The 1,350-nt window shown below is 63.8% G+C and carries 1 protein-coding gene; it reads left to right on the top strand.

Features of this window, described 5'->3' with window-relative positions; translation table 11 throughout:
* Positions 1-1,162: IS91-like element ISCR8/ISPps1 family transposase (locus B059_RS0118375; protein WP_018079685.1), on the top strand; the 1,162-nt coding region annotated here is incomplete at its 5' end.
* Between the last annotated feature and the right edge of the window lie 188 nt (positions 1,163-1,350).

The following is a 1,350-nucleotide window of genomic DNA, read 5'->3' on the forward strand; positions in this document are numbered from 1 at the left end:
GTTGCGGTACTTCATGCAACGCGACGGAGCGGTGCTGAGCATGGTGCTGCGCATCTTTCTGCGGGTGATCGCACAAACTCTGCAGACCCACAGCCCCGGTGCGGCCCATATGGACAAGGCAGGCCTGCACATCGGTGCCATCGCCTTCATTCACCGATTCGGCTCCAGCCTCAATGAACACGTCCACTTCCACGTTTGTGTGGTGGACGGGGTGTTTGAGGAAGTGGAGGGCGAGGGCGATGCTGATGCGACCCCTCGAATCTCATCGCCGGGTGTCATCTTTCACGCGGCCACCGGCATCGATGCGGCTACCGTGGCCCCAGTGCAGACCACACTGCAAAAACGCATCCTGCGCGCCTTCGTTGCTCGGGGCCTGCTGGAGAACTGTGACGCCAAAGACATGCTGGGCTACAAACACAGCGGCTTCTCGGTGGACGCCGGTGTCTGCATCGAAGCCCACGACCGCGCTGCGCTGGAGCGGCTGCTGCGCTATTGCGCGCGTCCACCGTTTTCCATGGAGCGCCTACGCAAAGAGGGAAGCAAACTGGTGTACCGCTGTGCCAAACAGCGCAGCGAGCCCACCAGTGACAAGCGTGGTGCCAAGGCAGATGAGCTGCACCTCACACCGCTGGAACTGATCGACCGCATCGCCGCGCTGGTGCCACCGCCACGCACCCACCGGCACCGCTACTTTGGTGTGCTGGCACCAAACTCGCCGCTGAGAGCGGCGGTAACGGCGCTGGCTCAGCCTGCTGCGTCGCAACCAGCCACGGTGGAGACTGCACAACCTGGCGCGGGCGTACCTGGGGTGGCGGCGCCGGGCAACGCGGCCACACCCACACCCGAACCTGAAGCACGCCCGAAGCGAGCGGCGCATTACTTGTGGGCGGTGCTGATTGCCCGCATCTACGAGGCATTTCCGCTGCTGTGCCCCATGTGCGGTGGGCAGATGCGCATCATTGCCTTCATCACCCACAGCGCCGAAATCCGCCACATCCTGAACCACATCGGGGTGGAGTCTGCCCCCCCGCACATCACCCCGGCACGCGGGCCACCGCTGTGGGAGGGCTGCGACGCGCCGGTGGATGATGGTGCGCAAGGCGAGCCGGATTGGGATCTGGCAGCTCAACCCGACGAGGTAGACCAGCGCGTCAATTGGTGACCCAGTGAAGCGGCGGTATCCATCGCTGCGGGGAAGCAGCTGCGCGCGCGCCAGGCCCAAATGCATACTGCCTCCCAAGCTCTTGCCATTGAGCGGCAAGCGAGCGCTCAACCTTCCTTGGCCGAACGTGTTTCGAGGCCCAAAACTCGTGCCATACTTGGCCTCATGCGGTTGAATTTCCTATCCGT

This window comes from Thiobacillus denitrificans DSM 12475 (assembly GCF_000376425.1).
Classification (GTDB): Bacteria; Pseudomonadota; Gammaproteobacteria; order Burkholderiales; family Thiobacillaceae; genus Thiobacillus; species Thiobacillus denitrificans.